A 26,982-nucleotide genomic window follows, 5' to 3' on the forward strand; every position below is an offset into this window, starting at 1 on the left:
CTAGCCGCGCTGCGCCAGGAACGCGACGTCGACCGTCTCCCCCGTGCGTACCTCTTCGACGTCGGCGGGCACGATCACCAGACAGTTGGCCTCCGCGAGAGTGGCGAGCAGATGGGTCGAGGCGCCGGGCGCACCGCCGAGCGCCTGCACCAGGTACTCACCGGTGTCCTGATCGCGCATGAGTTGTCCGCGCAGATACCCCTTGCGGCCCGGCATCGAGGTGATCGGCGACAGCGTGCGCGCCTGCACGATGCGCCGCATCGGCTGACGCTTGCCCAGCGACAACCGGATCAGCGGGCGCACCATGATCTCGAACACCACGAGCGCGCTGACCGGGTTGGCAGGCAGCAGGAACACCGGGACGCGATCGCGGCCCAGCTGCCCGAAGCCCTGCACCGAGCCCGGGTGCATCGCGATGCGCGCGACCTCCATGTCGCCGAGTTCGGACAGCACCGTGCGCACCGATTCCGCGGCGGCCCCGCCCACGGCGCCCGCGATCACCACGATCTCGTTGCGGTTGACCTGTCCCTCAACGGTTTCGCGCAGTTCACGGGGATCGGTGCTGATGATGCCGACGCGGTTCACCTCGGCCCCGGCATCACGTCCGGCCGCGGCCAGTGCATAGGAGTTCACGTCGTACACCTGCCCGGTACCCGGGGTGCGCGACACGTCGACGAGCTCGCCGCCCACGCACATCACCGACAGCCGCGGCCGCGGATGCACCAGCACCTTGTCACGTCCGACGGCCGCGAGCAGGCCCACCTGGGCCGGGCCGATGATCGTGCCCGCACGCACCGCGACATCGCCGGGTTGCACGTCGTCGCCCGTGCGCCGCACGTACGCGCCAGAGCGCACGCCGCGCAACACCCGCACGCGGTTCTCGCCGCCGTCGGTCCAGCGCAGCGGGAGCACCGCGTCGGCCAGCGTCGGCATCGGCGCGCCGGTCTGAACCCGTGCGGCCTGCCGCGGCTGCAGCCGGCTCGGTGTGCGCGCACCGGCCTCGATCACGCCCATCACCGGCAGGCTGATCTCACCGCCGTCCTCGGAATCCGAACCGACCCCGAGCACGTCGACACTGCGCACGGCATAGCCGTCGATGGCGGCCTGATCGAATCCCGGCATGGGTCGTTCGGTGACGACCTCCTCGGCACACATCAGCCCTTGCGATTCGGCTATGGCCACCCGTACCGGTCGGGGCGCCACCGCGGCGGCCGCCACACGGGCCTGCTGCTCCTCAACCGAACGCACAACACGCCTTTCTACCCGTCCGTCTGCCGAGCTCGGCGCGCAGCTATGCAGTTAGCTCACTTCTCTGCCAAGCCCAGTCGCTCAACCAACCACTGCCGCAGTTCTGGGCCGTAGTCGTCACGTTCCAACGCAAAGTCAACCGCAGCCTTCAGGTAGCCGCCGGGATTTCCCAGGTCGTGTCGAGCACCGCGGTGCACCACCACGTGCACGGGATGGTCCTCTTCGATCAGCAACGCGATGGCGTCGGTCAGCTGGATCTCGCCACCGGTACCGCGGGGAACGCGGCGCAGCGCGTCGAAGATCGCGCGGTCCAGCACGTAACGGCCGGCCGCGGCGAAGTGCGACGGCGCGTCCTCGGGCCTGGGCTTCTCGACCATGCCCTTGACCCGCAGCACGTTCGGGTTGGCGGCGTCGGGCACGGTTTCGACGTCGAAGACACCGTAGGCGCTGATCTTGTCGCCGGGCACCTCGATCGCGCACAGCACCGAGCCGCCGCGCTTGGCCCGCACCTTCGACATGGTCTCCAACACGCCGGTGGGCAACACCAGGTCGTCGGGCAGCAGCACCGAGATGGCGTCCTCGTCGGCAGCCAGGACGGACTCGACGCAGCTCACGGCGTGGCCGAGGCCCAGCGGCTCGGCCTGCACCACCGATTCGACCTTGATCAGGGCAGGCGCGCGCCGGACCTTCTCCAACATGGTCTTCTTGCCGCGAGCTTCCAGGGTGCCCTCCAGCACCAGGTCTTGGACGAAGTGCGCGACGACACCGTCCTTGCCCTCGGACGTGACGATGACCAGGCGCTCCGCGCCGGCCTCGGCGGCCTCTGCCGCGACGAGTTCGATACCGGGCGTGTCGACGACCGGCAACAGTTCTTTGGGCACAGTCTTGGTTGCCGGCAGGAAACGAGTTCCCAGACCGGCCGCCGGGACGACTGCGGTATGAGGAATCGACACCGTAGGGGCTTTCGAAGGCGTGCTCATCGTTCACACATTAACGCCCAATTTGAAATGGTGGAGGCTGTGTCCCCGAGGTCGAAGTCCCAGTTAAGAACCGCGCTTCTGCAAAACCGCCGGAGCGTGCCGGAGGCCGTGCGCGAGGGCGAGGCCGAGGCGTTGCGCGGTTGGCTGAGCGGGCTCAAGATCAGCGGCCGGACAGTGTGCGCGTATGTGCCGGTGGGGTCCGAACCTGGCTCGATCACGCTGCTCGACACGTTGCTGGAACTCGGCGCGCGGGTGTTGCTGCCGGTGGCGCGCAACGACGCCGCGGGAATCCCCCTTCCACTGCAATGGGGCAAATATCGGCCAGGCACCCTGGTCGCCGCCGAGTTCGGGCTACGGGAGCCCCCGCCGCCGTGGCTGCCCGCCGAGACGATCGGTGAGGCCGACGTCATCCTGGTCCCCGCCCTGGCGGTCGACCGGTCCGGGGCGCGCCTGGGTCGCGGCGCGGGCTTTTACGACCGGACGCTGCACCACGCCGCGGCGACGGCGCAGGTGATCGCGGTGGTGCGCGACGACGAACTGCTCGACGAGATCCCCGCCGAACCGCACGACGTCGCGATGACGCACGTGCTCACACCGAAGCGGGGCATCGTCGCCTTGCGTTGACGCGCAACACCTCCCGCTCCGAGGGCAGTCGCAAATAAGTCCTGTTATCGCGGTCGAATCCGGGTATAGGGCACGCGCCAGGCATAGCGTCGAGTGCACGGGGAGAAGGGTCGCGGATCGATGGGCGATACACCGGCTTTGAAACGGGCGCTCAGCCAGCGCCAGTTGCGGATGATCGCCATCGGCGGCGTCATCGGGGCAGGGTTGTTCGTCGGGTCCGGTGTGGTGATCGGCGATACCGGGCCGGGCACGTTCATCACGTACGGCCTGGCCGGCGTGCTGATCATCATGGTGATGCGGATGCTGGCCGAGATGGCCGTGGCCAACCCGTCCACGGGGTCGTTCGCCGACTACTCGCGCAACGCACTGGGCAACTGGGCGGGCTTCTCGGTCGGCTGGTTGTACTGGTATTTCTGGGTCATCGTCGTGGGGTTCGAGGCGATCGCCGGGGCCAAGATCATCCAGTTCTGGATCGACTTGCCGCTGTGGCTGACCGCGCTGATCCTGCTGATCGCGATGACGGCGACGAACCTGTTCTCGGTGTCGTCGTTCGGCGAGTTCGAATACTGGTTCGCGGGTGTGAAGGTCGCCGCGATCCTGGCGTTCATCGGCCTGGGCGCGTTCTACGTCCTGGGCGTGTGGCCGGACAAGGATCTCGACTTCTCGAATCTCACCGCGCACGGCGGCTTCTTCCCGCTCGGCGCCACGGCGGTCACGGTCGGCGTGGTCACGGTGATCTTCTCGATGGTGGGTGCGGAGATCGCGACGATCGCGGCCGCGGAGTCCTCGGATCCCGAGCGGGCCGTGGCCAAGGCCGCCAACTCGGTGATCCTGCGCATCGCGTTGTTCTTCGTCGGATCGGCGTTTTTGCTCGTGACGATCCTGCCGTGGAACAGCGACCAGACCGTGGCCTCGCCGTTCGTCGCCGCGTTCACCGAGATGGGCATCCCCTACGCCGACCACATCATGAACGCGGTCGTGCTGACCGCGGTGCTGAGCTGTCTCAACTCCGGCATGTACACCGCGTCGCGCATGCTGTTCGTGCTCGCCGCGCGCCGTGAGGCACCGCCGCAGCTGGTCGCCGTCACCCGGCGAGGCGTGCCCGCCACGGCGATCCTGACATCGTCGGTGATCGGCCTGATCTGCGTGATCGCCGCGGCGTTCTTCCCCGACACCATCTTCCAGTTCCTGCTGAACTCCAGCGGTGCGGTCATCCTGTTCGTCTACCTGCTGATCGCGATCTCGCAGATCGTGCTGCGCCGCCGCACCGACGACTCGACGCTCAAGGTCAAGATGTGGCTGTTCCCGGTGCTGTCGATTCTCACGGCCGCCGCGATCTTCGCGATCCTGGTGCAGATGTTCGTACAGGGCGGCGACAACCGCAGCGCGTTGGTGCTGAGCCTGGCGTCGTGGGCCGTGGTGATCGTGTTGTTCTGGCTCAACCGGATGTTCGTCAGCCGTCGCCCGCAGACGCCCGACGTCGCGCCGACCTCGGAGCATCCGCACCGCGTGCTGGTGCTCGCCAACCAGACCGTGGAATCGGACGAACTACTCGACGAACTCCGCCGGATCGGCGCCGACCGCGACACCACGTACTACGTCGTCGTCCCGGCCAGCCCGATCGACACGGGTGTGGCCAGTACGCACGGCCCGCTGGACATCTCGGAGGCGACGCAGCAGGCGGCGCAGGAACGCCTCGACAGCACCCTGGCCACGTTGCGCTCCGAGGACTACGAGGCGACGGGCACGCTCGGCGAGTACCGGCCGCTGCGCGCGCTGGCCAAGGCCGTCGAGACCTTCCGTCCCGATCAGATCGTGATCTCGACGCTGCCGCCGGAAGAGTCGGTGTGGCAGCGGTTCGACGTCGTCGACCGGGCCAGGGCCGAACACCGCCTGCCGGTGACCCACGTCGTATCGCGGGTCCGCGCAACGGAACCCGCGCCGTGACCATCCTGGCCGCGTTCAGCGCGAGCGGGCACGCCCGCGCGCCGCTGTACCTGGCGGCCCAGATCGCGCGGACGACGGGTGACAACGTCCTGGCCGCGGCGGTCATCGAACGGCCGTGGCCGCCGCGCGGCGACCCGGTGGAGAAGGAGTACCTCGACTACGTCGGCCGTCAGGCCGCGCACGCGCTGGACTCGGCCGCGGCCGTGTTCCCCGCCACCATCGAGTTCTCGACGCTGGTCCACGAATCGACCTCGGTGCCAAAGGGTCTGATGGAGCTCGCGGCGTCGCACCGGGCACAGATCGTGGTGGTCGGCTCGTCCTCGTCGGGGCTGTTGGGCCGTGTCGCGCTGGGCAGCGTCACCGAGCGCCTGGTGCACACCGCTCAGGTTCCGGTGGCGATCGCGCCCCGCGGATACGCGCAGGGCTCGGGAAAGATCCGCAGGCTCACCGCGGCGTACGGCGGTGAGGCCGACGTCAACGGGCTCATCCCCGCCGCGGCGCAACTGGCCAAGGACTGGTCGACGCTGCTGCGCATCGTGTCGTTCACCGTGCGCAACGTCGCGGCATTCTCGGGCCGGATCGAATCGGCCGCAGAGGATCTGGTGGTGCAGCAGTGGTCACGGCGCACCCACGACGACATCGTGCGCCTGCTCGATACCGTGCGCGCGGACGTGCGCAACGACGGCCCCCTGGACGACGTCGACGTCGTGGTGGGCACCGGCGCGGACTGGAACACCGCGGTGCAGAGCGTGCCGTGGGAGGCCGGGGACATGCTGCTGCTGGGTTCGGGCGCCGCGGCCCAGTCGGCGCAGGTGTTCCTCGGTTCGGCGGCGGCCCGGATCCTGCGCAACTGTCCCGTGCCGGTCATGGTCGTACCGCGCTACGAGGGCTGAGGTTTACTGCGGTTCGCGCTGGAATTCCGCGCTGAGTTCACCCGCGACGCGCTGCAGGATCGGCACCACGTAGGTCGCGGCGTCGACCGTGACCCGGCCGTCGGGACCGGACACCGAGATCGCGGTGAGCGTCGGCGCGTTGGGCACCGGCACGGCGAAGCAACGGACTCCGATCTCCTGTTCGGCCTCGTCGGCGGCATACCCGCGTTCGCGGCTGCGCTGCAATTCGTCGATCATCGCGTCGACGTCGGTGATGGTGGCCTTGGTGTAGGCCGGCATCCCGGATCGGGTGAGCAGATCGCGGACGTCGTTGTCGCGCATCTGCATCAAGAGCGCCTTGCCGACACCGGTGCAGTGCAGGTGTACGCGACGACCGACCTCGGTGAACATGCGCATGGTGTGGGCCGACGGCACCTGCGCGACGTAGACGGCCATGTTGACGTCCAGCACGGCCATGTTGGCGGTCTCGCCGATCGCCTCGACGAGTTCGGCCAGGCGCTCCCGCGACGAACGGCCGAACTGCTGAGTCGCGCTCTCACCGAGCCGGATCAGGCGCGGCCCCAGCGCATACCGCCGGCTGGGCAGTTGGCGCACGTAGCCGTTGTTGAGCAGGGTCCTGATGAGCCGGTGGATGGTGGGAACCGGCAGACCGGTGCGCTCGGAGAGTTCGCTGACCCCGATCGAACTGCTCACCGAGGCCATGATCTCCAGAAGCTCGAAGCCTCGTTCGATCGACTGCACCCCGCCCGTGGACGGCGGTTTCCCCATACGTCACTCTCCCAGGTTCGCCCCCGGCCACTATTCCACACCGCGGAATAGTGGTTCCAACTTTGCTGGGAGAGCCGGCCGCCCCGGGCGGGGGGCGGCCGGTCTCACTAATCGAACAGCGCCAGCGCCGCGGGGGCGTCGTCGAGGTCGACGGCGAGCGGTTCGAACTCGGTGACGTTGTCGAGTTCGGTTCCCATGGCGATGTTGGTGACGCGTTCGAGGATGACCTCGACGACGACGGGCACCTTGTGCTCGCGCATCAGTTCCTGCGCGCGGCGCAGCCCCGGCCCGATCTGATCGGGTTCGGTGACACGAATCGCTTTGCAGCCCAATCCTTCTGCGACGCGCACGTGGTCGACGCCGTAGCCCTTGGGCATGGAGTCGGACGTCTCGTGTTCCTGCGCGTTGATGTTGTCGAAGGCGAGCGACACGTGGAAGTCCATGTCGAACTGCCGCTGGGCCTGGCGGATCAACCCGAGGTAGGAGTTGTTCACCACCACGTGGATGTACGGCAGGTTGAACTGCGCGCCGACCGCGAGTTCCTCGATGAGGAACTGGAAGTCGTAGTCGCCGGACAGCCCGACCACGGTGGCCGATGGATCGGCCGCGACCACACCCAGCGCCGCGGGCAGCGTCCATCCCAGCGGACCGGCCTGGCCGCAGTTGATCCAGCCACGGCGCCGGAACACCTGCAGGAACTGGCCGCCGGCGATCTGCGACAGGCCGATCGTGCTGACGTAGCGCACGTCGCGGTCGAAGGCTGAGTTCATCTCCTGGTAGACGCGCTGCGGTTTGATCGGAATGTCGTCGAAGTGCGTCTTGCGGTGCATGGTGCGCTTGCGGTACAGGCACTCCTCGACCCAGTTGGCGCGGCTGGGCAGAGCACCGCTCGCGCGGCGCTCCCGGGCCACCTCGAGCATCTGCTCGAGCGCCGCGAGCGCGTCGGACACCACGGAGTAGTCGGGCGCGAACACCCGGCCGATCTGTGTGGGTTCGATGTCGATGTGGACGAATTTGCGTCCCCGCCGGTAGGTTTCGAGCCCACCGGTGTGCCGGTTGGCCCAGCGGTTGCCGATGCCCAGGACGAAGTCCGACGCCAGCATGGTCGCGTTGCCGTAGCGGTGTGCGGTCTGCAGACCGGCCATGCCCGCGGCCAGCCGGTGGTCGTCGGGGATGGTCCCCCAGCCCATGAGCGTCGAGATCACCGGCACGTCGAGCAGTTCGGCGAGTTCGACCAGTTGATCCTCGGCGCCTGCGTTGACGATGCCGCCGCCTGCGACGATCACCGGACGGTCGGCCTGGGCCAGCATGTCGAGGACCTTGACGGCCTGCGCCCGTGTCGCACGCGGCTTGTACACCGGGAGCGGCTGGTAGGTGTCGGGGTCGAACTCGATCTCGGCGAGTTGCACGTCGAGCGGCAGGTCGATCAGCACCGGGCCGGGCCTGCCCGATCGCATGAGGTGGAACGCCTGCGAGAACGCACCGGGCACCTGCGCCGGTTCCAGCACCGTCATCGCCATCTTGGTCACGGGCTTGGCGATCGCGGCGATGTCGACAGCCTGGAAATCCTCCTTGTGCAGGCGCGCGGTCGGCGCCTGCCCGGTGATGGCCAGGATCGGGATCGAGTCGGCCATGGCCGAGTAAAGACCCGTGATCATGTCGGTGCCCGCTGGGCCGGACGTGCCGATGCAGACGCCGATGTTGCCCGCCTTGGCCCGGGTGTATCCCTCGGCCATGTGGCTGGCGCCCTCGACGTGGCGGGCCAGCACGTGCCGGATGCCCCCGTGTGCGCGCATCGCCGCGTAGAACGGGTTGATCGCCGCCCCCGGCAGCCCGAAAGCCTGTGTGGCGCCCTCGAGTTCGAGGATCTTGACTGCCGCGTCGACAGCGCGCATGCGGGTCATGGCCGCTCCTTGGTGTTCGAGGACCCGGGCTCGGTGGAGGCGCCGGAGAGTTTGGCGATGGTCCGGAACAGTCCGGAGTGGTCCAGTGCGCCGTCGCCGTTGATGCGTGCCGACGCCATGAGCTGCGCGACGGCCGCGCCGATCGGCGTGACCACGCCGGCCTCGCGCGCGGCGTTGGTGAGGATGCCGAGGTCCTTGTGGTGCAACTCGATCCGGAATCCGGGGTCGAATGAGCGGTCGAGCATCTTCTGGGCCTTCTGGTCCAGCACGGCAGATCCGGCGAGCCCGCCGCCCAGCACCTTGACCGCAGCGGTGGTGTCGACGCCATAGGCCTCCAGGAAGATGATGGCCTCGGCGAGCAGGGCGATGTTGCCCGCCACGATCAGCTGGTTGGCGGCCTTGACGGTCTGCCCGGCTCCGTTGGGCCCGACGTGCACGATCGTCTTGCCGACGGCCTCGAGCACGGGCATCGCGCGGCTGACGTCCTCGTCGGCGCCACCGATCATGATGGACAGGGCCGCGTTCTTGGCGCCGATCTCACCTCCCGACACGGGCGCGTCGATGAGGCGCAGGTCGTGATCGGCGGCCTGCTTGGCCAGGTCCATGCTGACGTCGGGCCGGATGCTGGAGAAATCGATGATCAGCGTTCCCGGTGCGGCACTCGCGAACACGCCGCCGTCGGCGGTGAGCACCTCGGTGACGTCCGGTGAGTCCGGCACCATCACCGCGACGATCTCGGCGCCGTCGACGGCGTCGGCGATCGAGTCGGCCGCGGTGCCGCCCGCGGCGACCAGGTCGGCGGTGCGGTGCGGCGACCGGTTGTAGCCCTTGACCGTATGGCCGGCCTTGACGAGGTTTACGGCCATCGGGCTCCCCATGATACCCAGCCCGATGAATGCGATCGTGCTCATATCCCCTCCTTCTCGGTGGTCAGTCGGTGGTCAGCGGTCGGCGCGGGCGTGCACCGAGCGGTGTTCGAGAGGCAGCCAGTCGAACGGATCCTCGCGGCTGGCCTTGTATTCCAGGCCCACGTAGCCGCGGTAGCCGTAGCCTGCGAGCTGTTCGAGGTAGCCCGCCAGCGGCAGCGACCCGGTCCCCGGTTCACCACGGCCCGGCGCGTCGGCGATCTGCACGTGGCCGATCAGGTCGGCATGGCCTTCCAGCGCGGCAGGCACGTCGTCGCCGTTGACGCTCATGTGATAGACGTCGGCCAGAAGACGCAGGTTGTTGGCGGTGCCGTCGGACTGCGCCGCGACGCGGTCGATCACGGCGACCGCGTCGGCGGCGAGTTTCAGCGGGTACAGCGGTGACCCGCTGACGGGTTCGATGAGGACGACGGCGTCGATGGCGCGGGTGGCTTCCGAGGCGTAGATCAGGTTCTCCACCGCCGCCGCGTCCTGCTCGTCGACGCCGGCGTCGTCACGGCGGTTGCCGTACAGGGCGTTGAAAGCCTTGGTGCCCAGGCGCTTGGCGATTTCGACGGCGATGTCGACGCTCGCGCGGAAGTCTGCGCTGCGTCCCGGATGCGACAGGATGCCGCGCTCACCACCGGGCATGTCCCCCGCGGCGAAGTTCAGACCGGTGAGCTGCACTCCCGCGTCGGAGATCGCGCTCACGAACTCGTCGACCTCGCGGTCGGACGGGGTGGCCTCGGCGAAAGGCCACCAGAACTCGACCGCGTCGAAGCCCGCGGCCCGCGCGGCCTCGGGGCGCTGCAGCAGTGGCAGCTCGGTCAACAGGATCGAGCAATTGACGGTGTACGGGCTTGCCGGCATTCGCGGAGGCTCCTCACGTTCAATTTTCCGTATTGCGGAAAACTAGTTTCGTTATGAGGAACAGTGAACAGGCTCACACAGCGTCATGTCAACAGTTTTCCGGCACGAAAACGCCCGTCCCGGTTCGGAATTTGGAGTACGGGCGTACTGAGGAGACCGCCGATGACGCGCCCCACATAGCGCCTCTAGCACTTGAGGCGGTAGAGTGCTAACTAGTTTGATCGACTCGGAGGTTTTCGCGTGCCTACCTATTCCTATGCGTGCACCGAATGTGACAATCGGTTCGACGCGGTTCAGGCTTTCAGCGATGACGCGCTGACCACGTGCCCGAAGTGCTCGGGCCGCCTGCGCAAGCTCTTCGGTTCCGTCGGTGTGGTCTTCAAGGGCAGCGGTTTCTACCGCACGGACAATCGCAGCGACTCCGGCAAGAGTTCCTCCAACGGATCGTCGTCCAAGTCTTCCGAGAATTCGTCGTCCTCGGGATCGTCGTCGAGCTCGTCCGACAGCTCCTCGTCGAGCTCTTCGAGCAGCGCCGCACCGGCCGCTGCCGCCTCCAGCTAGACGCTGCCGCCGGCCTGGTTATCCACAGGCCGGCTTTTTGCGGTCATCACCACGGGCGAAGCCGCTTACCGTGACGGCATGGCCGAATTCCTCAACCCCACGGCGTGGCATCGGCTGACCGCCGCCATGCGCCCGGACTGGACGCGAACCGTGGCCGCGCGCCGTGCGGCCGCTGCCGGTCTGGTGCTGCTCGCGGCCGTCGCCGCGGTGCGTTCCGATCCCCGCGGAGACCACGTCGACGTCGCTGTCGCCGCGCGCGATCTGGTGCCGGGAACCGCGCTCACCGCCGAGGATGTCCGGCTCGAAAGCCGCAGTGCCTCAACTTTGCCCGATGGGGCACAGAGCGACGTGGGCGCCATCGTCGGCGCGACGCTCGCCGGTCCGATGCGTCGCGGCGAAGTCCTCACCGACGTGCGGGTCATCGGGTCGCGCCTGGCCGACCTGGCCGTGGGACCCGACGCGCGGATCGTGCCGCTGTCCCTCGGGGACGCGGCGTTGCTGGATGTCATTCGCGCCGGTGACGTCGTCGATGTCCTGACGACGCACGACGAGGAGGCGAAGAGCGCCACACCACGGCTGATCGCCAGCGACGCCGTGGTGGTGCTGGTATCGCAGAAACCCAAAGGGGCGGGCCAAGATCGGGTGGCGCTGGTGGCGTTGCCCGCACGGTCAGCGCATGAGGTTGCCGCAGCCAGCCTGACGCAGGCCGTGACGCTGACGATTCACTGACCCTGCTTGGCGTCCTCCAATGCGTCGAGCACCATGTCGGTCAACTCGTCGACCGTCGAGGTGGCCGAAGACCCCGGAGCGGGGGTCGGCGTCGGCACCGGTTCGGCTGCCGCCACCGCGGCCGACACACCTACGGCCACCACGGCGAGTCCCACACCGGCCAAAACACCCGAAACCGCACGACCGATCCGTCGGTTCATGTCTCTCCATTTCGATGCGATTGCCGCGCAAGCGGTCTGATTCTCGGCGAAGACGCTAACAGGCGAATACCACAGGCGCATGCTGGACGGGGTTAGGGTTTGCCTATCCGACCAACGGAACCGTTACTGCAGGAAGGGTCCCCGCATGTTGAAGGGCTTCAAGGAGTTCCTCTCCCGAGGCAACGTCATCGATCTCGCAGTTGCTGTGGTCATCGGCGCTGCCTTCACCGGCCTGGTCACCGCGTTCACGGAAAAGGTCATCCAGCCACTCATCGACCGCATCGGCGCGGGCGGCGAACGCGAATACGGCATCCTCAAGATCCCGCTCGGTGGCGACCCGGAGCAGTTCGTCGACCTCAATGCCGTGCTGTCGGCGGCGATCAACTTCCTGATCGTCGCGGCGGTGCTGTACTTCGTGATCATGCTGCCCTACAAGAAGCTGCGTGAGCGCGGCGAGGTCGAGCAGGCGCAGGACACCGAGCTGAGCATCCTGACCGAGATCCGGGATCTGTTGGCGGAGAACAGCAATGGTTCCACAGGGAAGCACGTCAGCGGCCCAGGCACCGGCCCCAGCCCCGACACCGCCACCTACACCAGCGGCGACCGCACCTCCTGAGTCACCTCTGAAAAACCGAAGACAGAAACAGAGCAGCCCCCGGAGAAATCCGGGGGCTGCTTTGTCGCCTGCAAGGCGTCAGTTCATGTTCCAGGGTTCGCCGTAGGTGGTGACCGAGTCACCGGTCGAGGCGATCAGGCGGGCGAACGGACGCAGCAGCACACCGCCGGCCGCACCGGTGACGGTGCCGTGCGCGTTGGAGACCGCTACTCCGCCTGCGGGACCCGAGACGTCGACCGAGAACGTCGCGACTTCCTGGATGCCGGGGCCGTTGCCCAGGTCGGCCGAGATCGACACACCGGGGAACAGGTTCGGGGTGATGACCGACTCGAGGCCGAAGGGCGGACCGGTGATGTCACCGTCGTCGATCAGGATGTTCGGGGTGGTGTAGCTGAAGTTGATGCCCACACCCAGCGACCACGGGAAGCCGATCTGGTAGCCGAGTTCCAGCGTGCCCTCGAACTCATCGGCACCGGGGCCGGCCACGATGTACTTCGCGCGACCGGAGTGGAACCACTCACGGGTCAGACGGTTGCGGTCCAGGGGGAACACACCATTGAGGAACGTATCCCACTGCTGCACGGTGAGGGTGCGGTCCTGACCATCGACAAGGCTGAGCTCATTGTCGAGACCCGCGTGAGAGGTGCCCGCGCTCACGAACAACCCCGCGACGGCCGCAGCCAACGCGGAAATCATCGCGATCAGCACCCGACTGATTGCCTTCATGTTCTCCCTAGCTATGTCGCCGGCGGCCCCTCGGGTCCACCGATGTTGTGGTGTAGGTGCCCGGCCCGACTACGACCGTCCACCCGGCAAGACCGTCATGTGGCGCGAATTAAAAGCTCCACACTCTGTTCTTACGTTCTGCTCATCGTTGACACGAGGAACATAACGGGGAGGCCACGGACCGGCAACGCAGGGGGACAAAGGCGCGTTCATGTCGCCTCGCCCGTGCGGACTTTGCTAATCGGGAGTGCTCAAATGAGCGGAGGGGGTGCCGAGAATGAGCGTCGGCGGGTCGGCAATGCCGCGACGCGCCTCACGGCGACACAGGACGCGACCCGCGCCTGATGCGACGATGCCGATTTCTGGCACGCATTACCCAAAGGTGTCGCAGGTCACTCGTGGTGCGGCGGAACGTTCTGACGCAGCCAGCGATCGTGCTCGTTCTCGTCTTCTGGCGAAGCCGTGTCACGTTCGTCGGGCGCGATTTCGGGCAGCGCTTCGCCGAAGATCTTGTTAACTGTGTGACGGTTGGGCTTGTCCGGTTTTCCCATTGCGATACCTCTTTGTGATGAAGATCACACTCCAGCGTAGCGCCTGCCGCCCCGGAGGTTAACCTGCTGGTAACCCTTCCGGCGGCGGCTCGACGCACGTCTGGTGATCTTCGCCAAACATACGAAAACGGCGGCCGATGGCCGCCGAGTTCGTTGTCGTTAGATCTCCAAGCTTGATAGCTGTCCGATGATCTGCACGGCCAGCGGACCCAGCGTGGCCATACCGTCGCGCACTGCTGCGCGCGATCCGGCAATGTTCACCACCAGGGTGCTGCCCGAGATTCCGGCCAGTCCACGCGACAGTCCGGCATCGACGATGCCCGCCGCGAGACCCGACGCGCGCAGTGCCTCCGAGATCCCGAGGAGCTCACGATCCAGCAACTCTCGGGTCGCCTCGGGCGTGACGTCGCGAGGTGTGACCCCGGTACCGCCCACCGACACCACCAGATCGACGCCGCCGATCACCGCGGTGTTCAACGCGTTGCGGATCTCGACCTCGTCGGATGCCACGACCACAACGCCGTCGACCACGAACCCGGCCTCACCCAGCAGTTCGGTGACCAACGGGCCGCTGTGGTCCTCTTCGCCGTGAGCCGTGCGATCGTCGACGACGATCACGAGGGCCCGGCCGACCAACTCCCCTGGCTGTTCCATGTCTGCAACCGTATATGTGCTCGGCGACAGCGGTGCGGCCACTGTCAGGGTCACCGGCCCGCGGGTGGCGGTCAGCGTTCCCGTCGGCGGCCTCACTGCTCGGCCTTCCCCAGCGTGACGTCCACGGTCTGCGGCTTGCCTGCCTGGTCGAGGTAGGTCAGCGTGACCTTCTCACCGGGAGCCTTGGACCGCACGGCCGCCACGAGCGCGTCGGCGCTGCCGATCACGCGGTCGTCGACCTTGGTGACCACGACACCGCTGGGCAGGCCGGCCGCCGCGGCGGCACCGCCGTCGTTGACCTCGACGATCTTCGCGCCGTCACTGCTCCTGTCGTTGGCCACCTGCACACCCAGCGACGCGTGCGAGGCGACACCGTTCTGGATCAGTTCGTCGGCGATGCGCTTGGCCTGGTCCACCGGAATCGCGAAGCCGAGGCCGATCGACCCGCTCTGGGCGTTGGGCGAATCGCCGCCCATGGTCGCGATCGCCGAGTTGATGCCGACCAGTTCGCCGTTCATGTTGACCAGTGCGCCACCGGAGTTGCCCGGGTTGATCGCGGCGTCGGTCTGGATGGCGTCGAGCACGGTGTTCTGGTTACGGGTGTCACCGCCTGCGGCCACGGGCCGGTTGAGCGCGCTGACGATGCCGGTGGTGACGGTGCCCTCGAGGCCAAGCGGGGACCCGATGGCGACGACGTCCTGGCCGACGCGCAGGTTCGCCGACGAGCCCAGCGTGATCGGGGTCAGTCCGGACACGTCCTGCGCCCGCACCACGGCGATGTCGCTGCTGGGGTCGGTGCCGACGACCGTGAACGGCCGTGTGGTGCCGTCCGCGAAGGTCACCTTGGTCTGGGCGGCCGGTCCCGGACCGTCGCCCTTCGCGGCCGCGACGACGTGGTTGTTGGTGAGGATGAGCCCGTCGGCGGTCAGGATGATGCCCGAGCCCTCTTCCGACGCGCGGCCCAGATCCGTCTCGAGCTTGACCACACTCGGCACCACCTTGGCCGCGACCTGCTCGACGCTGCCTGCGGGCAGCGCGGCCGCGGGCACGGTCGGTGCCGCACCGATGGCCGGGGAGCCCAACTGCGGGCTCTCGTTGTGCACGAGCGTCGCGACGCCGCCGCCGATGCCCGCCGAAACCACCGCCACCGCAAGGGCGCCCGCGGCCAGCCCGGCCCTGGAGCGCTTCTTCGCGGGGATCGCGACGGGCTGCGCGGTGCTGGGCGCGCGATAGGGGTCATACGCCGGGCGGAAGCCCGGCTGGGTCTGATGCGTCTGAGGCGACTGGGGCGCCTGCTGGACCTGCTGGGCGTAACGCCAGTCGTACTGGGACGTCTGCTGATACGGGTCGGGGCGCCCACCCGGGTAACCGGGCGTGGCGCCGGTGCGGGGGTCCGGCTGCTGTGAGTACCTCGGGTGGTTGGTCATTTCGCTGCGGTGCTCTTCTCTTCTAAAGGGTCCTGCTGTTGTTGCGGCTGCGGCACTTCTACTTCAACCAACGAAGCTGCTGCGTAACAGGTTGCATAGCTGGGCTGAGAATCCACTTAGAGATCATTCGGACCCGTCCATGAGTTGCCCCCCGGCGCTGTTGCCTGCCTCACCTATTCGGTGGCGACAGTATGCCCGCCCCGGTCGTCGACGAACCCCTCGGCGGAGCGTGTCGCACCCGGATCGGGGATCCGCTGGCCGGGCAGCAGCATGTGGACCGAGGCGCCCGGCGGGTTGCCGCCGGGGACCGTCTCGTCGATGCGAAGCGCGCCACCGTGTTTCAGGACCACCTGCTGCACGATCGCCAGGCCCAGACCGGATCCGGGCATCGCACGCGCCGCGTCGGAGCGGTAGAACCGCTCGAACACCAGGCGCCGCTCCTCCGGCGGGATGCCGGGTCCCTGGTCGGAGACGACGATTTCGGCATGCATGTGGTCGACCTGATGCAGCCGGACGCCCACGCGTCCGCCCGGCGGACTCCACTTCGCGGCGTTGTCGAGCAGGTTGAGCACCGCGCGGCCCAGACCCTGTGCATCGCCGAACACCTGCCAGCCGATGACGTCGACATCGAACTCGATGTCGTTGCGGCGGCGGCGGACCCGTTCGAGGCTGCGGTCGATGACGTCGGCCATGTCGACGGGCTCGGGCGTGATGCCGCCCGCGTCCTCGCGGGTGAGGTCCACGAGATCGCCCACGAGCGTGGACAACTCCTCGATCTGGGCGATCACGTCGGCGCGCAGCCCGGCCATCTCGTCCTCGGGCAGCGGCGGTGCACCGGGTTCCTGCGCGGCCATCAGCAGTTCGACGTTGGTGCGCAGCGAGGTCAGCGGCGTGCGCAGTTCGTGTCCCGCGTCGGAGACCAGCCGGGCCTGGCGTTCGCGGGATTCGGCCAGCGCCCGCAACATCATGTTGAACGCCTCGGTGAGGCGCGCGAGCTCGTCGCTGCCGACCACCGGGATGGGTCGTAGGTCGTCGGTGCGGGCCACCCGTTCGGCGGCCTCGGTGAGTCTGCCGACGGGACGCAGCCCCGCTCTGGCGACGGCCCCACCGGCGATGGCGGCCACGGCGACGCCGATACCGCCGACGATCAGCAGCACCGTGCCGAGCCGTCTGAGCACTTGGACGGTCGGCGCGAGGCTCTTGGAGATCAGCAGTGAACTGCCGTTGGCCAGATGCACCGCGAGCACCCGCTGATGATTGGCCGTGCGCAGTGACATGAGCAGTTCGCCGGAGATGACGTCTTTCTCCGGTTCTCCCAGCGGCAGCGTCTGACCCTGCTGGTTGGCGGTGTAGATCGACCGGCCCGGGATCACCAGCATCGCGTTGACGTCCGAGTAGGCGGTGCCCTCGATGGCCTTGCCCGGATCGGCGGCCAGCGACCCGCTCTCGATGAGCAGCCGGGCCCGGCTGTGCAGCTGGTTGTCGAGGTCGTCGTAGAGCGCGCGCGAGACGACGGCGTACACCGCGACGGCCATCAGCACCACCACGAGCGCCACCATCGACATCGCGAGCATCATCACGCGCCAGCGCAAGGACAGTGAGCTGGTGGGGAGCGGGCCCGTGGGCCGCCAGGAGTTCGGAGGAAAGGCCATCTCGCTACGGAGGCGTTTCCCGCAGCACGTAGCCGACGCCACGCACGGTGTGGATCAGCCGCGGCTCGCCTTCTGCCTCGGTCTTGCGGCGCAGATATCCGATGTAGACCTCAAGGGCGTTGCCCGAGGTCGGGAAATCGAATCCCCACACCTCTTCCAGGATGCGGCTGCGGGTCAGCACACGCCGCGGGTTGGCGATGAGCATCTCCAGCAGCGAGAACTCGGTGCGCGTCAGGCTGATCTGCCGTCCGCCGCGCGTGACCTCGCGGGTCACCGGGTCGAGCGTCAGATCGGAGAACGTCATCTTCTGCGAGTCGCCACTGTCGTCGGAGACCGTGCGGCGCAGCAGGGCGCGCATCCGCGCCAGCAGTTCCTCGAGTGCGAACGGCTTGGGCAGGTAGTCATCGGCGCCCGCGTCCAGGCCGGCGACGCGCTCGGACACCGAGTCGCGCGCGGTGAGCACCAGGATCGGCAGGTCGTCGCCCGTGCTGCGAAGCTGCCTGCAGACCTCGAGGCCGTCGAGCCTGGGCATCATGACGTCGAGGATCAGGGCGTCCGGCCGGTTGTTGGTGATCGCGTCGAGAGCCTCGACCCCGTCCTGGGCGAGTTCGACCGAATAACCATTGAAGGAAAGCGACCGGCGCAGGGATTCGCGCACAGCGCGATCGTCGTCAACGACAAGTATGCGCACAGCCACAGTTTTGACTCACTATCTGAGAGAGGGCTGAGAGGCGCGCCGCAAATTCACCCTGTGTCTGTCGTAATCTGCCGCACATCTCTGCGATGAGACCTGACCCGGAGCACACGAAAAAGCGCTATCACAAGTGATAGCGCTTTTTGTGGTGTTGCGCGTTTCAGCGCTTGTCGAGGTCGACCAGACCCAGACGCGCGGCCTTGAGCAGGCGGCGCGGGACCTTGCGCTGCTGGCCGGCGACGCTCACGGTCACCAGACCGGGGGCCTCGGCCTTCCACTGCGCGCGCCGGCTACGGGTGTTCGCGCGCGACATTCTGCGCTTGGGCACAGCCATGACGTGCATCTCCTTGCTTAGGGTTGTTGCCGCGCGAACGTGTTCACTCGCCGACGGCGACGATTGCACTACAGAGTAACCGTTGACCTGGGTCGGCTCCAAAACGCCCGACGGAACTGGTCGGATACGCCATACGCTGGCGTGACAGGCGGCACAACCGCGGCCCGCGCCGCGGTCCGTCACAGAAATCCTTGACTCGTGACCGGTGGTACCGGATAACCTACCGGTTGGTTGGGCTCAGTCGGCGTCGACGGGAGTATGCGTGACTTCTGGTTCGGTCCGGATCGGGAACTGTTCCGGGTTCTACGGCGACCGCATGGCCGCCATGCGGGAGATGCTGACCGGGGGCGAGCTCGATTACCTCACCGGCGACTACCTCGCCGAGCTCACGATGCTGATCCTCGCGCGCGACCGCGCCAAGGATCCCGGGCGCGGCTACGCCAGGACGTTCCTGCGCCAACTCGAGGAGTCCCTCGGGCTCGCGCTGGACAAGGGCGTGAAGATCGTAGCCAACGCGGGCGGGCTCAACCCCGCGGGCCTGGCCGAGGCGGTGCGGGCGCTGGCCGGACGGCTCGGGTTGAGCGTCGCCGTCGCCCACGTCGAGGGCGACGACCTGCTTCCCCGCGCCGCCGAACTCGGCTTCTCCGAGTCCGGCGACCCGCTGGCCGCCAACGCCTATCTGGGCGCCTGGGGCATCGTCGACTGTCTGAACGCCGGCGCCGACGTCGTTGTCACGGGCCGCGTCACCGACGCCTCGGTCACCGTCGGACCCGCGGCCGCGCACTTCGGCTGGGCCCGCACCGATTACGACGCGCTCGCCGGTGCGGTGGCCGCCGGGCACGTCATCGAATGCGGGGCCCAGGCCACCGGCGGCAACTACGCGTTCTTCACCGAGATCGAGGATCTGCTGCATCCCGGCTTCCCGATCGCCGAGATCGCCGCCGACGGGTCCTCGGTGATCACCAAGCATCCCGGCACCGGCGGCCGTGTCGACGTCGGCACCGTGACCGCGCAATTGCTCTACGAGATCGGCGGCGCACGCTACGCGAACCCCGACGTCACGCTCCGTGTCGACTCGCTGCGACTCGACCCCGACGGGCCCGACCGGGTGCGCATCTCGGGCGTCGTCGGCGAGCCCCCGCCGCCGACGTACAAGGTGTCGCTCAACCGCATCGGCGGGTTCCGCAACGCGACGACGTTTGTGCTCACCGGCCTGGACATCGAGGCCAAGGCTCAGCTGGTGCGCAACCAGTTGGAGTGCGCGCTCAAGACCGAACCCGCGGAACTGGAATGGACGCTGGCGCGCACCGACCATCCCGACGCCGGCACCGAGGAGGCGGCCAGCGCACTGCTGCACTGCGTGGTGCGCGATCCTGACCCGAACACCGTCGGGCGCCAGTTCTCCTCGGCGGCCGTCGAACTCGCGTTGGCCAGCTATCCCGGCTTCACCGCCACCGCCCCGCCCGGTGACGCCCAGATCTACGGGATCTTCACGCCCGGTTACGTGGCCGCCGCCGAGGTCGCGCATGTCGCGGTGCACGCCGACGGCACCCGCGTCGCGATCCCGCCGACGTCCGAGACGCGGGAACTGGGACCGGTTCCCGAACCCGCTGTCGCGCCGCCCGACCCGGGCCCGACAGTGCGCGCGCCGCTGGGCCTGATCGCCGGGGCCCGCAGCGGCGACAAGGGCGGATCGGCCAACGTCGGGGTGTGGGTGCGCAGCGACGCGTCGTATCGGTGGCTGGTGCACACACTGACCGTCGACGTGCTGCGCGACCTGCTGCCCGAGGCCGCCGAATTGCCCGTCACACGACACGTGCTGCCCAATCTGCGGGCGCTGAACTTCGTCATCGACGACATTCTGGGGAAGGGCGTGGCCTGTCAGGCACGTTTCGACCCACAGGCGAAAGGCCTCGGTGAATGGCTGCGCAGCCGTCACCTCGACATCCCGAAGGATCTGTTGCCATGAGCATCTGGACCACCGCAGAACGCGAGGCACTGCGAAAAACCGTGCGCGCCTTCGCCGAACGCGAGGTGCTTCCGCACGCCCACGAATGGGAACGCGCCGGGGAGATCCCCCGCGAACTGCACCGCAAGGCCGCGGAACTGGGTCTGCTGGGCGCGGGCTTCCCCGAGGATGCGGGCGGCAGCGGCGGGGACGGCGCCGATCCGGTGGTCATCTGCGAGGAGATGCACTACGCGGGCTCACCCGGCGGGGTGTACGCATCGCTGTTCACGTGCGGTATCGCTGTCCCCCACATGATCGCCTCGGGCGACCAGCGGCTCATCGACACCTATGTGCGGCCGACACTGCGCGGCGAGAAGATCGGCGCGCTGGCCATCACCGAACCCGGCGGCGGATCCGACGTCGGGCATCTGCGCACCCGCGCCGATCTGGACGGCGACCACTACGTCATCAACGGCGCCAAGACCTACATCACCTCGGGTGTGCGCGCCGACTACGTCGTGACCGCCGCACGCACAGGCGGCCCGGGCGCGGGCGGCGTCTCGCTGATCGTGGTGGACAAGGGCACACCGGGATTCGAGGTGACCCGCAAGCTCGACAAGATGGGTTGGCGCTCAAGCGATACCGCCGAGCTGTCCTACACCGATGTGCGGGTGCCCGTGGCGAACCTGGTGGGCAGCGAGAACACGGGGTTCGCGCAGATCGCGGCCGCGTTCGTGGCCGAACGGGTGGGCCTGGCCACGCAGGCCTACGCGGGCGCGCAGCGCTGCCTGGACCTCACCGTCGAGTGGTGCCGCAACCGGGACACGTTCGGGCGTCCACTGATCTCACGGCAGGCGGTGCAGAACACACTCGCGGGCATGGCCCGGCGCATCGACGTCGCGCGGGTGTACACGCGGCACGTGGTGGAACGACAACTCGCGGGCGAGACGAATCTGATCGCCGAGGTGTGCTTCGCCAAGAACACCGCCGTGGAGGCCGGCGAGTGGGTGGCCAACCAGGCCGTCCAATTGTTCGGCGGCATGGGCTACATGGCCGAGTCCGAGGTCGAGCGCCAGTACCGCGACATGCGCATCCTCGGCATCGGCGGCGGCACCACCGAGATCTTGACCAGCCTGGCCGCCAAGACGCTGGGGTTCCAGTCATGACTGCCCTGCACTCCACGATCGATGCCACCTCCCCCGGCTTCAACGAGGCCGCCGCGGTGATGACGGCCAAGCTCTCCGAACTCGATGCCGAACACGCCAAGGCCCTCGGGGGCGGCGGGCCCAAGTACGTCGACCGCCATCACGCGCGCGGCAAGCTCACCGCGCGTGAGCGTGTCGAACTGCTGCTCGACCCGGACTCGCCGTTCCTCGAGCTGAGCCCGCTCGCGGCGTGGGGCACCGACTTCGCCGTGGGCGCCAGCGTCGTCACCGGCATCGGCGCGGTCGAGGGCGTGGAATGCCTCATCGTCGCCAACGACCCCACCGTCAAGGGCGGCACCAGCAATCCCTGGACGCTCAAGAAGATCCTGCGCGCCAACCAGATCGCGCTGCAGAACCGGCTTCCGGTGATCTCGCTGGTGGAATCCGGCGGCGCCGATCTGCCGACGCAGAAAGAGATCTTCATCCCGGGCGGGCAGATGTTCCGCGACCTCACCCGGTTGTCGGCCGCGGGGATCCCGACCATCGCGCTGGTGTTCGGCAACTCGACGGCGGGCGGGGCGTACGTGCCCGGCATGTCCGATCACGTCGTGATGATCAGAGAACGCTCCAAGGTGTTCCTCGCCGGGCCGCCGCTTGTCAAGATGGCCACGGGTGAGGAGTCCGACGACGAGTCGCTGGGCGGCGCCGAGATGCACGCCCGCACCTCGGGTCTGGCCGACTACTTCGCGCTCGACGAACCCGACGCCATCCGCATCGGGCGGCGCATCGTGGCGCGGCTGAACTGGCGCAAGCAGGGCCCCGCCCCGGCCGAAGTGGTCGAACCGCGTTACAACGCAGAGGAACTCATCGGCATCGTGCCCGCCGACCTGCGCGTGCCGTTCGATCCGCGCGATGTCATCGCCCGTATCGTCGACGACTCAGATTTCGACGAGTTCAAACCGCTCTACGGTTCGTCGCTGGTCACCGGGTGGGCCCGGCTGTGGGGTTATCCCGTGGGCATCCTGGCCAACGCGCGCGGTGTGCTGTTCAGCGAGGAGTCGCAGAAGGCCACACAGTTCATCCAGCTGGCCAACCGCGCCGACACCCCACTGTTGTTCCTGCACAACACCACCGGCTACATGGTGGGCAAGCAGTACGAAGAGGGCGGCATGGTCAAGCACGGCTCGATGATGATCAATGCGGTGTCCAACTCGACCGTGCCGCACATCAGCCTGCTGATCGGCGCATCCTACGGCGCGGGGCACTACGGCATGTGCGGGCGCGCCTATGATCCGCGGTTCCTGTTCGCGTGGCCCAGCGCCAAGTCCGCGGTGATGGGTGGCACGCAACTCGCGGGGGTGCTGTCGATCGTGAGCCGCGCAGCGGCGGAGGCCCGCGGGCAGACGGTCGACGAGGATGCCGACGCGGCACTGCGCGCGGCCGTCGAGGCCCAGATCGAGGCCGAGTCGCTGCCGATGTTCCTGTCCGGGCGGTTGTACGACGACGGCGTGATCGATCCGCGCGACACCCGCACGGTGCTCGGAATGTGCCTGTCCGCGATCGCGAACGCACCCGTGGAGGGGACGTCGAACTTCGGCGTCTTCCGGATGTGAGGTCTAGATGCACCGATACGCCGTCGAATGTGGGCCTATGACCCATTTCTCGTCGATTTCTCGAACACAAGCCCACGTTCGGCGACGCGGAGTCCGCGCATGATCACACGAGTTCTGGTGGCCAACCGGTGCGAGATCGCCCGGCGGGTGTTCGCGACCTGCCGCCGCCTGGGCATCGGCACGGTCGCGGTGTACACCGATCCCGACGCAGATCTGCCGCACGTCGCCGAGGCCGACGCTCGCGTGCGTCTGCAGGGCCGCAACGGGTACCTCGACATCGCGCAAATCATCGCCGCGGCGCAGGCATCCGGCGCCGACGCGATCCATCCCGGCTACGGATTCCTCTCGGAGAACCCCGATTTCGCGGCCGCCGTGATCGACGCGGGGCTGACGTGGATCGGACCGCCCGTGGCCGCGGTGAGTGCCATGGGTTCCAAGATCGAGGCCAAGAAACTCATGGCGGCCGCGGGTGTGCCGGTGCTCACCGAACTCGACCCCGACACGGTGACGGCCGAACAGTTGCCGGTGCTGGTGAAGGCGTCGGCAGGTGGTGGCGGTCGCGGTATGCGGGTGGTGGGTGATCTCGCGGCGCTGCCGGACGAGGTGGCCGCGGCGCAACGAGAGGCCCAGTCGGCCTTCGGTGATCCGACCGTGTTCTGCGAGCACTACCTCGCGGCAGGTCACCACGTCGAGGTGCAGGTGCTCGCCGACGCGCACGGCACGGTGTGGACTGTCGGCGAACGTGAATGCTCGATCCAGCGCCGCCATCAGAAGGTCATCGAGGAGGCACCGTCCCCGCTCGTCGAACGCACACCGGGCATGCGCGCCAAGCTGTTCGACGCGGCCCGCCTGGCCGCGCAGGCCATCGGGTACACCGGGGCGGGCACGGTCGAGTTCATGGCCGACGACAACGGCGATTTCTTCTTCCTGGAGATGAACACCCGGCTGCAGGTGGAACATCCGGTGACAGAGGCCACCACGGGACTCGACCTGGTCGAGTTGCAACTGCTCGTCGCCGACGGCGGCCGGTTGGACCCCGAGCCCCCGCCGACGCGCGGCGCGGCCATCGAGGCCCGCATCTACGCCGAGGATCCGGCCAAGGACTGGCAGCCCCAGGCAGGCACGTTGCACCGGTTCGACTTTCCCGAGAATGTGCGCACCGACACCGGTTTCGTCGACGGTTCGGTGGTGTCGGTCTTCTATGACTCGATGCTCGCCAAGGTCATCGCACACGCCCCGACACGGCGACGCGCCGCAGCGGTTCTCGCGGATGCGTTGGCCCGTGCCCGGATCCACGGCGTCCGCACCAATCGGGACCTGCTGGTGAACGTCCTGCGACACCCGGCGTTTCTCGACGGCGCCACCGACACCGCGTTCTTCGACACCCACGGGCTCGACGTGCTGGCCGCTCCGCTGACCACACCCGTCGCGGCCCGGGCGTCGGCGATCGCCGCCACGTTGGCCGATGCCGCCCACAACCGCAGCGCCGCAGAGGCTTTCCTGCCCGCACCCAGCGGCTGGCGCAACCTGGCCTCGGGTTATCAGCAGCGTCGCTACCACGATGCCTCTGGTGAGGAGGTCGAGGTGCGGTACCGGTTCGCGCGCGACGGCCTGCGGCTACCCGACGACGAGAACGTCGCGTTGGTCTCGGCGACGCCGGCCCGCGTGGTGCTGGGTCTCGACGGGGTCGAGTACACGTTCGACGTGGCCCGCCACGGCGACGACGTCTTCGATGTCTTCGTCGACTCACCGCTGGGCCCGGTGCGGTTCACCGCGATGCCCCGCTTCCCCGATCCCGGGGACGCCGTCGCGCACGGTTCGCTGTTGGCCCCCATGCCCGGCACCGTGGTCCGTGTCGGCGCCACGGTCGGCGCGAAGGTGTCCGCGGGCCAACCTCTGGTGTGGCTGGAGGCCATGAAGATGGAGCACACCGTGGCCGCGCCCAGCGACGGTGTGCTCACCGAACTCAATGTCGAACCCGGCCGGCAGGTCGATGTCGGCGAAGTCCTCGCCCGTGTGGAAGATCCCGAAGGAGAACAACGATGAGCGGTTTCGTCGAGACCGAGGAACAGCAGGCGCTGCGCCGCGCTGTCGCGGCCATGGCGGCCAACTACGGGCAGGACTATTACCTGGAGAAGGCCCGCGCCGGCCAACACACCACCGAATTGTGGAACGAGGCGGGCAAACTCGGCTTCATCGGGGTGAACCTGCCCGAGGAGTACGGCGGCGGCGGGGCAGGCATGTACGAACTCAGCCTGGTCATGGAAGAGATGGCCGCCACCGGGTGCGCCCTGCTGATGATGGTGGTCTCCCCCGCGATCAACGGCACCATCATCTCCAAGTTCGGCACCGAGGAGCAGAAGAGGCGCTGGCTTCCCGGCATCGCCGACGGGTCGATCACCATGGCATTCGCCATCACCGAACCCGACGCCGGATCCAACAGCCACCGCATCACCACCACGGCCCGCCGCGACGGTAGCGACTGGATCCTCAAGGGTCAGAAGGTGTTCATCTCCGGCATCGACCAGGCGCAGGCCGTGCTGGTGGTGGGCCGCACGGAAGATCACAAGACCGGCAATCTGAAGCCCGCACTGTTCGTGATCCCCACCGACACCCCGGGACTGCACTGGACGAAGATCGAGATGGAGTTGATCAGCCCGGAGAGCCAGTTCCAGGTGTTCCTCGACGATGTGCGGGTACCCGCCGATGCGCTGGTGGGTTCCGAGGACGCCGCGCTCGCGCAACTGTTCGCCGGCCTCAATCCCGAGCGCATCATGGGTGCGGCCAGTGCGGTGGGCATGGGCCGGTTCGCGATCCACAAGGCCGTCGATTACGTCAAGACCCGCCAGGTCTGGAAGGTGCCGATCGGCTCGCACCAGGGTCTGTCACATCCGCTGGCGCAGAACCACATCGAGATCGAACTCGCCAAGCTGATGATGCAGAAGGCCGCGGCACTGTACGACGCGGGTGACGATCTCGGGGCCGCCGAGGCCGCCAACATGGCCAAGTACGCCGCAGGCGAGGCCTCGGTCCGTGCGGTCGACCAGGCCGTGCAGTCCCTGGGCGGCAACGGTTTGACCAAGGAGTACGGCATCGCCGCGGCGGTCACGGCATCGAAGTTGGCGCGCATCGCACCGGTCAGTCGCGAGATGATCCTCAACTTCGTCGCGCAGACCTCACTCGGACTCCCGCGCTCATACTGATGGACACTCTCGTACGCTACGAGGTCGACGGCGCCGTCGCACGGTTGACGCTCGACTCTCCGCACAACCGCAACGCGCTCTCGACGGCGCTGGTCGAACAACTGCACGAGGGTTTCGCCCGCGCCGCGGGGCAATCCGGCGTCCGCGTGGTGGTCCTGGGGCACACCGGCGGAACATTCTGCGCGGGAGCCGATCTCAGTGAGGCAGCCGGACGCGACCCTGCGGATATCGCCGTCGACCGGGCGCGCGAGATGACCACGCTGCTGCGCGCGATCCTGGAGTTGCGCCTACCCGTGATCGGGGCTATCGACGGTCATGTGCGAGCCGGCGGTCTGGGACTGGTGGGGGCGTGCGACGTGGTGGTGGCCGGGCCCGGCAGTACGTTCGCGTTGACCGAGGCACGGATCGGGGTTGCGCCGTCGATCATCTCGCTCACGCTGCTGTCCAAGATGACACCCCGCTCGGCGGGCCGCTACTTCCTCACCGGTGAGCGATTCGGCGCCGAGGAGGCCGCCGCGGTCGGCCTGGTCACGGTCGCCGCCGACGACGTCGACACGGCCGTGGCGGCACTGGCGGGTGAGATAGCCAGAGGGTCACCACAGGGCCTCGCAACGTCGAAAGCCCTGACCACCGCGGCGATCCTGCGCGATTTCGACGAGCACGCCGAGGAACTCACCCAGCAGTCCGCACGCCTGTTCGTCTCCGATGAGGCCCGCGAGGGGATGCTGGCGTTTCTACAGAAGCGGCCGCCGAACTGGGCGGATTAGGTACGCAGTCCGGGATTGTTTGA

The 26,982-nt window shown here is 68.0% G+C and carries 26 protein-coding genes; 12 read left to right on the forward strand and 14 right to left on the reverse strand.

The window, feature by feature from the left end; genetic code table 11:
* Both glp and AT701_RS26725 read right to left on the reverse strand, forming a co-directional pair.
* Nucleotides 1-1,248 carry a molybdotransferase-like divisome protein Glp gene (glp, locus tag AT701_RS26720; RefSeq protein ID WP_011730556.1) on the reverse strand — a complete coding sequence of 416 codons (1,248 nt, stop codon included), beginning with the start codon at nt 1,246-1,248 and terminating at the stop codon, nt 1-3.
* A 56-nt stretch (nt 1,249-1,304) separates the two neighbouring features.
* Nucleotides 1,305-2,228 carry a UTP--glucose-1-phosphate uridylyltransferase gene (locus tag AT701_RS26725; RefSeq protein ID WP_014878343.1) on the reverse strand — a complete coding sequence of 308 codons (924 nt, stop codon included), beginning with the start codon at nt 2,226-2,228 and terminating at the stop codon, nt 1,305-1,307.
* Nucleotides 2,229-2,255: 27 nt separating this feature from the next.
* On the opposite strand from AT701_RS26725, the gene AT701_RS26730 reads away from it, so the two are divergent.
* From AT701_RS26730 to AT701_RS26740, 3 genes are all read left to right on the forward strand, one after another.
* Nucleotides 2,256-2,852 (forward strand): 5-formyltetrahydrofolate cyclo-ligase, encoded by a 597-nt coding sequence (locus AT701_RS26730; protein WP_174519620.1) that lies wholly within the window; start codon nt 2,256-2,258, stop codon nt 2,850-2,852.
* A 120-nt stretch (nt 2,853-2,972) separates the two neighbouring features.
* Complete coding sequence (locus tag AT701_RS26735) at nt 2,973-4,799, forward strand: amino acid permease (RefSeq protein WP_058126938.1); 1,827 nt, start codon at nt 2,973-2,975, stop codon at nt 4,797-4,799.
* On the forward strand, nt 4,796-5,692 hold the full coding sequence (locus AT701_RS26740; protein WP_058126939.1) for a universal stress protein: 897 nt from the start codon (nt 4,796-4,798) through the stop codon (nt 5,690-5,692). Before AT701_RS26735 ends, AT701_RS26740 begins: the two co-directional genes overlap by 4 nt.
* A 3-nt stretch (nt 5,693-5,695) precedes the next feature.
* Here AT701_RS26740 and AT701_RS26745 read toward each other — a convergent pair whose 3' ends face one another.
* From AT701_RS26745 to AT701_RS26760, 4 genes are all read right to left on the reverse strand, one after another.
* Complete coding sequence (locus AT701_RS26745) at nt 5,696-6,460, reverse strand: IclR family transcriptional regulator (RefSeq protein ID WP_011730560.1); 765 nt, start codon at nt 6,458-6,460, stop codon at nt 5,696-5,698.
* 107 nt (nt 6,461-6,567) lie between these two features.
* On the reverse strand, nt 6,568-8,364 hold the full coding sequence (gcl, locus tag AT701_RS26750) for a glyoxylate carboligase (RefSeq protein WP_011730561.1): 1,797 nt from the start codon (nt 8,362-8,364) through the stop codon (nt 6,568-6,570).
* Entirely contained in the window at nt 8,361-9,275 is a 915-nt protein-coding gene (locus AT701_RS26755) for a 2-hydroxy-3-oxopropionate reductase (RefSeq protein WP_003896872.1), read from the reverse strand. Before AT701_RS26755 ends, gcl begins: the two co-directional genes overlap by 4 nt.
* Nucleotides 9,276-9,305: 30 nt before the next feature.
* Complete coding sequence (locus tag AT701_RS26760; RefSeq protein WP_011730562.1) at nt 9,306-10,139, reverse strand: hydroxypyruvate isomerase family protein; 834 nt, start codon at nt 10,137-10,139, stop codon at nt 9,306-9,308.
* Nucleotides 10,140-10,379: 240 nt separating this feature from the next.
* Here AT701_RS26760 and AT701_RS26765 point away from each other — a divergent pair, with 240 nt between their 5' ends.
* Nucleotides 10,380-10,700, forward strand: a complete 321-nt coding sequence (locus AT701_RS26765) for an FmdB family zinc ribbon protein (RefSeq protein ID WP_003896874.1) — start codon at nt 10,380-10,382, stop codon at nt 10,698-10,700.
* A gap of 78 nt (nt 10,701-10,778) precedes the next feature.
* On the forward strand, nt 10,779-11,429 hold the full coding sequence (locus tag AT701_RS26770; protein WP_003896877.1) for an SAF domain-containing protein: 651 nt from the start codon (nt 10,779-10,781) through the stop codon (nt 11,427-11,429).
* Here the strand turns inward: AT701_RS26770 and AT701_RS26775 are convergent.
* Complete coding sequence (locus tag AT701_RS26775) at nt 11,423-11,629, reverse strand: hypothetical protein (RefSeq protein ID WP_003896878.1); 207 nt, start codon at nt 11,627-11,629, stop codon at nt 11,423-11,425. The genes AT701_RS26770 and AT701_RS26775 overlap by 7 nt on opposite strands.
* 145 nt (nt 11,630-11,774) lie before the next feature.
* On the opposite strand from AT701_RS26775, the gene mscL reads away from it, so the two are divergent.
* On the forward strand, nt 11,775-12,245 hold the full coding sequence (gene mscL, locus AT701_RS26780; RefSeq protein WP_003896879.1) for a large-conductance mechanosensitive channel protein MscL: 471 nt from the start codon (nt 11,775-11,777) through the stop codon (nt 12,243-12,245).
* Nucleotides 12,246-12,323: 78 nt separating this feature from the next.
* Here the strand turns inward: mscL and mspA are convergent, their stop codons facing one another.
* From mspA to rpmF, 7 genes are all read right to left on the reverse strand, one after another.
* Nucleotides 12,324-12,971 (reverse strand): porin MspA, encoded by a 648-nt coding sequence (mspA, locus tag AT701_RS26785; protein ID WP_011730563.1) that lies wholly within the window; start codon nt 12,969-12,971, stop codon nt 12,324-12,326.
* A 392-nt stretch (nt 12,972-13,363) separates the two neighbouring features.
* Entirely contained in the window at nt 13,364-13,522 is a 159-nt protein-coding gene (locus AT701_RS35310; RefSeq protein ID WP_003896881.1) for a hypothetical protein, read from the reverse strand.
* 159 nt (nt 13,523-13,681) lie between these two features.
* Nucleotides 13,682-14,224 carry a MogA/MoaB family molybdenum cofactor biosynthesis protein gene (locus AT701_RS26795; RefSeq protein WP_371746439.1) on the reverse strand — a complete coding sequence of 181 codons (543 nt, stop codon included), beginning with the start codon at nt 14,222-14,224 and terminating at the stop codon, nt 13,682-13,684.
* 44 nt (nt 14,225-14,268) lie between these two features.
* Entirely contained in the window at nt 14,269-15,603 is a 1,335-nt protein-coding gene (locus AT701_RS26800) for a S1C family serine protease (protein ID WP_011730565.1), read from the reverse strand.
* 173 nt (nt 15,604-15,776) lie between these two features.
* Nucleotides 15,777-17,255 (reverse strand): HAMP domain-containing sensor histidine kinase, encoded by a 1,479-nt coding sequence (locus AT701_RS26805; RefSeq protein WP_014878346.1) that lies wholly within the window; start codon nt 17,253-17,255, stop codon nt 15,777-15,779.
* Between the two features lie 4 nt (nt 17,256-17,259).
* Complete coding sequence (locus tag AT701_RS26810) at nt 17,260-17,946, reverse strand: response regulator transcription factor (RefSeq protein WP_014878347.1); 687 nt, start codon at nt 17,944-17,946, stop codon at nt 17,260-17,262.
* A 163-nt stretch (nt 17,947-18,109) separates the two neighbouring features.
* Nucleotides 18,110-18,283, reverse strand: coding sequence for a 50S ribosomal protein L32 (gene rpmF, locus AT701_RS26815; protein WP_003896886.1), 174 nt, complete (start codon nt 18,281-18,283; stop codon nt 18,110-18,112).
* A 316-nt stretch (nt 18,284-18,599) separates the two neighbouring features.
* On the opposite strand from rpmF, the gene AT701_RS26820 reads away from it, so the two are divergent.
* From AT701_RS26820 to AT701_RS26845, 6 genes are all read left to right on the forward strand, one after another.
* Entirely contained in the window at nt 18,600-20,252 is a 1,653-nt protein-coding gene (locus tag AT701_RS26820; protein ID WP_233032124.1) for an acyclic terpene utilization AtuA family protein, read from the forward strand.
* Entirely contained in the window at nt 20,249-21,397 is a 1,149-nt protein-coding gene (locus AT701_RS26825; protein WP_011730569.1) for an acyl-CoA dehydrogenase family protein, read from the forward strand. The genes AT701_RS26820 and AT701_RS26825 overlap by 4 nt, the downstream gene beginning before the upstream one ends.
* A complete protein-coding gene (locus AT701_RS26830) occupies nt 21,394-22,989 on the forward strand; it encodes an acyl-CoA carboxylase subunit beta (protein WP_003896889.1) in 1,596 nt (531 codons plus the stop codon). The genes AT701_RS26825 and AT701_RS26830 overlap by 4 nt, the downstream gene beginning before the upstream one ends.
* 99 nt (nt 22,990-23,088) lie before the next feature.
* Complete coding sequence (locus tag AT701_RS26835; RefSeq protein ID WP_011730570.1) at nt 23,089-25,035, forward strand: ATP-binding protein; 1,947 nt, start codon at nt 23,089-23,091, stop codon at nt 25,033-25,035.
* Complete coding sequence (locus AT701_RS26840; protein ID WP_058126941.1) at nt 25,032-26,192, forward strand: acyl-CoA dehydrogenase family protein; 1,161 nt, start codon at nt 25,032-25,034, stop codon at nt 26,190-26,192. Before AT701_RS26835 ends, AT701_RS26840 begins: the two co-directional genes overlap by 4 nt.
* The gene (locus AT701_RS26845) at nt 26,192-26,959 is read left to right on the forward strand and encodes an enoyl-CoA hydratase family protein (RefSeq protein ID WP_058126942.1); all 768 of its coding nucleotides are present in this window, start codon (nt 26,192-26,194) and stop codon (nt 26,957-26,959) included. The genes AT701_RS26840 and AT701_RS26845 overlap by 1 nt, the downstream gene beginning before the upstream one ends.
* Nucleotides 26,960-26,982: the final 23 nt, after the last annotated feature.

Origin of the sequence: Mycolicibacterium smegmatis (genome assembly GCF_001457595.1) — a bacterium.
Lineage (GTDB): Bacteria > Actinomycetota > Actinomycetes > Mycobacteriales > Mycobacteriaceae > Mycobacterium > Mycobacterium smegmatis.

Coding starts and splice junctions, on each gene's coding strand:
- AT701_RS26725 (WP_014878343.1), bottom strand. CDS start 2,228: ATGAGCACGCCTTCGAAAGCCCCTACGGTGTCGATTCCTCATACCGCA.
- AT701_RS26730 (WP_174519620.1), top strand. CDS start 2,256: ATGGTGGAGGCTGTGTCCCCGAGGTCGAAGTCCCAGTTAAGAACCGCG.
- AT701_RS26735 (WP_058126938.1), top strand. CDS start 2,973: ATGGGCGATACACCGGCTTTGAAACGGGCGCTCAGCCAGCGCCAGTTG.
- AT701_RS26745 (WP_011730560.1), bottom strand. CDS start 6,460: ATGGGGAAACCGCCGTCCACGGGCGGGGTGCAGTCGATCGAACGAGGC.
- gcl (WP_011730561.1), bottom strand. CDS start 8,364: ATGACCCGCATGCGCGCTGTCGACGCGGCAGTCAAGATCCTCGAACTC.
- AT701_RS26755 (WP_003896872.1), bottom strand. CDS start 9,275: ATGAGCACGATCGCATTCATCGGGCTGGGTATCATGGGGAGCCCGATG.
- AT701_RS26760 (WP_011730562.1), bottom strand. CDS start 10,139: ATGCCGGCAAGCCCGTACACCGTCAATTGCTCGATCCTGTTGACCGAG.
- AT701_RS26770 (WP_003896877.1), top strand. CDS start 10,779: ATGGCCGAATTCCTCAACCCCACGGCGTGGCATCGGCTGACCGCCGCC.
- AT701_RS26775 (WP_003896878.1), bottom strand. CDS start 11,629: ATGAACCGACGGATCGGTCGTGCGGTTTCGGGTGTTTTGGCCGGTGTG.
- mscL (WP_003896879.1), top strand. CDS start 11,775: ATGTTGAAGGGCTTCAAGGAGTTCCTCTCCCGAGGCAACGTCATCGAT.
- mspA (WP_011730563.1), bottom strand. CDS start 12,971: ATGAAGGCAATCAGTCGGGTGCTGATCGCGATGATTTCCGCGTTGGCT.
- AT701_RS35310 (WP_003896881.1), bottom strand. CDS start 13,522: ATGGGAAAACCGGACAAGCCCAACCGTCACACAGTTAACAAGATCTTC.
- AT701_RS26800 (WP_011730565.1), bottom strand. CDS start 15,603: ATGACCAACCACCCGAGGTACTCACAGCAGCCGGACCCCCGCACCGGC.
- AT701_RS26805 (WP_014878346.1), bottom strand. CDS start 17,255: ATGGCCTTTCCTCCGAACTCCTGGCGGCCCACGGGCCCGCTCCCCACC.
- rpmF (WP_003896886.1), bottom strand. CDS start 18,283: ATGGCTGTGCCCAAGCGCAGAATGTCGCGCGCGAACACCCGTAGCCGG.
- AT701_RS26820 (WP_233032124.1), top strand. CDS start 18,600: ATGGCCGCCATGCGGGAGATGCTGACCGGGGGCGAGCTCGATTACCTC.
- AT701_RS26825 (WP_011730569.1), top strand. CDS start 20,249: ATGAGCATCTGGACCACCGCAGAACGCGAGGCACTGCGAAAAACCGTG.
- AT701_RS26830 (WP_003896889.1), top strand. CDS start 21,394: ATGACTGCCCTGCACTCCACGATCGATGCCACCTCCCCCGGCTTCAAC.
- AT701_RS26835 (WP_011730570.1), top strand. CDS start 23,089: ATGATCACACGAGTTCTGGTGGCCAACCGGTGCGAGATCGCCCGGCGG.
- AT701_RS26840 (WP_058126941.1), top strand. CDS start 25,032: ATGAGCGGTTTCGTCGAGACCGAGGAACAGCAGGCGCTGCGCCGCGCT.
- AT701_RS26845 (WP_058126942.1), top strand. CDS start 26,192: ATGGACACTCTCGTACGCTACGAGGTCGACGGCGCCGTCGCACGGTTG.